Consider the following 4,186-nt stretch of genomic DNA (forward strand, 5'->3'; position numbering starts at 1 on the left):
CGAGCCTCAACAAGCTGCCGCTTACGGCTTGGACGCTCGATGCGCACCGACCACTCAAAGGCAAACTTGGCAACATTGTACAGCGGTTCACGACCCAGCGGCGCGGCAGGACCTCAAAGCCTTTGGCTTTATCCGTCCGCTTGACGATCTCCAGGGTGAACGTGCCGATCTTTTGCATCGCGCCCTTAAGCTTCGGTCCGGCATATCCGCCGTCGGCGAAGACGTGTCGCAGCCACGGCCAGCGTTCGAGAATGGTCTTGAGGGCAGCCGGTGCGCCGTCCCGGTCCTGGATATCAGCGGCGTGGACGACGAGACCGACCATCAGGCCGATGGTGTCGACAACGATGTGACGCTTGCGCCCGTTGATCTTCTTTCCCGCGTCGAAGCCACGAATTCCGCCGCTTTCCGTGGTCTTGACCGATTGGCTTCTCTATTCGGCGCTTTGAAGTCAAGCGCATTAGCTCTTTTCCGCTTCGCCGGCATTGGACGTCTTTCGCGGGGCCTTGCTTCTCTCCGGGATCGGCGCTCTGGCCCTGCCCTCTATGGGGATTCAGAAGAATGGGGTGGAACAATCTGTCGAGCGCCTTGATTGCCGATGATAGGCAATCGAGCCAAGCCAATCGACGAACTCACCTCATCCTCGTCCCGCGAAGGACGCTTTTCCACCCGTAGGTGGAACTGGTGTCGTCCCCGTCTATCGGAGGGGCGATGTTTATTAATTTTTCAGCCGGCGACCGGCATGATTTCCGTCCTGGTCCAACGGAACTGTGTGCCGTCGCTCCAGATGCGATGCATGATCACCGCCAGCCGGCGGGCGAGCGCAACGATGGTTTTCCGCTGGCCGCGCCGCTTGGCGACGTCCATCGCCCAGGCCTTCAGCCAGGACCATTTCGTCACCCGCGTCAGTAGGGTCTGCGCGGCCTCGTAGAGCAACGTTCGCATCATGCCGTCGCCGCATAACGAGATCCCGCCCACCCGGCGGCTTTCGCCCGATTCATGGAGCGCCGGCGTCAGGCCCAAAATCGGACCGACCGCCTTGGAGTTGCGGAAGCGGGCGGGGATATCGATCGTCGCGGTGTAAGCCAGCGACGCGACGGGGCCGACACCGGGGATCGACATCAGCCGGCGGCAAACCTCATCATCCCGGACGATCGCCAGAAGCTTGCGGTGCAGGGCGGCAAAATTCTGGCGCAGCTTGCGGCGCGCGTCGAGCAGCGGTTCGACGATCTCGGCCAGATCGGGCATTCCTTCGGTGAGCTCGCGGATCCGCTCCTCAAACTTGACCGCACCGACCTTGCCAACCTTGAGCCCGAAGTTGCGCAACAGCCCGCGGATGTCGTTCTCGATGGCAATCGCCTTTTCCTTTAAGAGCTTGCGCGCCGTCAGCAGCGCCCGGCGCTTCTGGCTCGTCAGGGTCTTGACATGCACCGGGCGGAACAGATTGACCCGCATCATCTGCGCGATCCCGCGCGCATCATTGCGATCGGTCTTGTTCGGCTGCGCCTTCAGGAAGGCGTTGACGTGACGCGTCTCAATGCAAACCACTGGCAAGCCGGCTTTGGCAAGCCCCTCGAACAGCCATTGCGACAAAGGTCCGGCTTCAAGCCCGACGCGTTCCAACCGCCAGGCGGGATCCTTGAGCACCCGCGCAAGATCCTCGGGATGGGTCGGCACCTTCACCTCGCGGCACACCGTGCCGGTTTCGTCGACGATGCAAATTGCGGTCTCTTTCACCGAGACGTCCAATCCTACATAATGTTTCATGCTGCGCTTCTCCTTCCTGATGGCTTGGGGCTGTTCCAGGGAACCGACCACGTTTTATCATCAGCTCGAAGCGCAGCACCTTGATGGCATCTCCGCCAAAAGATGAGGCTCAAGCCGAATACCCCATCTGTCGATCACGCCCGCCGTCGGGCTCGCTTCCCGACCCTCAGCCTCGCGCGCCGCCATGACGAGGCTGTTGCTGATGGTCCGCAACAAGCCCGCCTCACGCCAGCGATAGAAGTACTTCTGCACCGTTGAAAAGGGTGGGAAGTCTTTCGGCAGCAATCGCCACGCGCCGCCCGACGAGGCGAGGTAAAGAAGTGCGTTCACGACCTCGCGCAGGTCTGTCTTGCGCGGCCGGCCGATGCGGCTCGCCGACGGCATCATTGGCGCAATCAGCACCCACTCTGCATCGGTCAGATCGCTTGCGTAGCGGGCGCAACGCCGCTCATAATGCGCACGGGTGATTTCAGTCCAGGCCATCGTGATCTCCATCGAATCTCGCAAATCCGACAGAATCACAACCTGCTGAAATCACTCAACTCTTTTTGGAACGGACACTCAACGCTGCCGGCATCTTTTTCTTTTACGGATTCTTTGAGCTGCGATACTACGTCCAGCGCAGACAAGAGAACCGCTTCAAGTACAATCAGAAATTCCCTTCAGACGCACCGTCTGACGTGTTTTGGTTTCAAAGCCAGAACATCGACAATTTCACCCGCTCGTTCTTCGTCACCATACCACTGTGGACCGTGGTCGAGATCGTGATGCTGTGGGTCTATGCAAACAGCTGGGCGGTCTGGCTGCCATGGACGACCAATTGGCTTTACCTGTCATTCCTAGTGCTTATCGCGCCGGCCGTGCATGAGGTCTATTTCTTCTTCCTTCACCGGGCAATTCATTGGCCGCCGCTCTACAAATGGGTGCATTCGGTCCACCACAACTCGATCAACCCGAGCCCGTGGTCGTCTCTGTCCATGCATCCGGTCGAGGGTTTCCTGTACCATGCTGAAGCCTGGCTGCATCTGTTGATCCCTTCCAACCCGGTCTGCGCCTACTTCACGCTGCACGGTGCGGGATTTGGAGCCGTGAACGGCCACCTTGGCTTTGAGATATTCGAAATCACGGACAAAGCTAACCTCGATACCCATTCTTACTTGCACTACCTGCACCACAAGTATTTCGAGGTGAATTACGGCGGTGATGGGCTGGTACCCCTCGATAAGCTGTTCGGAACTTGGCACGACGGCAGCAAGGAAGCCGACGAGATCATGAAGGCCCGGTTCCGCAAGAAGAAGGAAAAGGTGCATAGCCGGCAGGAAGGCCGCAGCGATCCGCCGTCAGGAATGCCGGCGGAATGACGAAACAAACGCAGTTCCGATTATGCCCAGGAGGAGCGGGCGCGGGACAGCCAATCTTTTGTTGAAGCCCTGCAGGGGTAAATCTGGGAGGAAGACTATGAAGCTTTTCAAGACGCTCGTGTCGACAGCGGTGCTGATCGGGTTCAGCACCGGCGCGACGTTCGCCGCCAACATCTTCGTCATCGGCGGCAAGCCGGACGATCCATTCTGGTCGATCGTCAAGCGTGGCGCCGAAGACGCCGGCAAAGTGGTCGAGGCCCAGGGCGGTAAGGTCACTTGGCTCGGACCCCAAAACTACGACAGTCTGGGCGTGGACGCCGCCGAGCTGATCCGGCAGGCAATCGACCAAAAGGCCGACGCCATTGTCGGTCCGGACTGGGTGCCAGAAGCAATGGATCCTGCGTTCAAGGCCGTCAAGGATGCCGGCATTCCGCTGGTCATCTACAATGCTGGCGGGTTGAAGGCGGCCGATCGCCTCGGCGCGCTGAACTACGTCGGCTCTGACGACTACAAGGGTGGCGTCGCGGGCGGCGAGTACCTGGCCAAAGCCGGCAGCAAGAAAGGCGTCTGCATTAACACCCTCCCGGGTGCCGCCAATATCGAAGCTTATTGTGGTGGCTTCAAAGAGGGGATGAAGAATGGCGGCGGCGAGGCCGACGTGTTGCCCTTGCCCGCCACGTCGTTCGGTTCAGCTACAGCTGTTGCGCAGGCTGTGAAGGCCTATTTGCTGCAGCACTCGGACGTGACCGCCGTGTTCACCATCGGTAACGTTGACGCCAACTCCGCCATGAACGGCCTCACCCAGGCCGGAAAAAGTGATAAGGTTCGTCTCTGCGGCATCAACTTCGACGAGACCATCCTGAACAACATCAAGGATGGGAAACAGGCCTGCGCGATTGACCAGCAAGGCTACCTGCAGGGCTACCTCGCCGTGGCGATCCTGAACGGCAATGTAAACTACGGCCTCACCGTGCCGACCCGTGAGATCCTCACCGGACCCGGCATCATCGATAAGGCCAGCGTCGATGCAACCATCGCCGGCGTGAAAGCAGGGACGCGAT

Annotated in this window: 3 protein-coding genes and 2 pseudogenes; 2 read left to right on the top strand and 3 right to left on the bottom strand. The window is 59.8% G+C overall.

Translation table 11 applies throughout. The features are described 5' to 3' along the window. Positions 1-82: 82 nt before the first annotated feature. From NKJ94_RS36955 to NKJ94_RS36965, 3 genes and pseudogenes are all read right to left on the bottom strand, one after another. Positions 83-427 (bottom strand): annotated as a pseudogene (locus NKJ94_RS36955) (transposase); the annotation flags it as partial. Between the two features lie 296 nt (positions 428-723). Next, positions 724-1,764, bottom strand: coding sequence for an IS110 family RNA-guided transposase (locus tag NKJ94_RS36960; protein WP_352532656.1), 1,041 nt, complete (start codon positions 1,762-1,764; stop codon positions 724-726). Between the two features lie 114 nt (positions 1,765-1,878). Then, positions 1,879-2,247: pseudogene (locus NKJ94_RS36965) on the bottom strand (transposase); the annotation flags it as partial. 197 nt (positions 2,248-2,444) lie between these two features. Between NKJ94_RS36965 and NKJ94_RS36970 the strand changes: the two are divergent. Continuing rightward, positions 2,445-3,125, top strand: a complete 681-nt coding sequence (locus NKJ94_RS36970; RefSeq protein WP_352532658.1) for a sterol desaturase family protein — start codon at positions 2,445-2,447, stop codon at positions 3,123-3,125. Between the two features lie 97 nt (positions 3,126-3,222). Then, the coding region (locus NKJ94_RS36975; protein WP_352532660.1) for a sugar ABC transporter substrate-binding protein at positions 3,223-4,186 on the top strand (964 nt) is incomplete at its 3' end.

This window comes from Mesorhizobium sp. M0060 (genome assembly GCF_040323155.1).
In the GTDB taxonomy this organism is placed as follows: domain Bacteria; phylum Pseudomonadota; class Alphaproteobacteria; order Rhizobiales; family Rhizobiaceae; genus Mesorhizobium.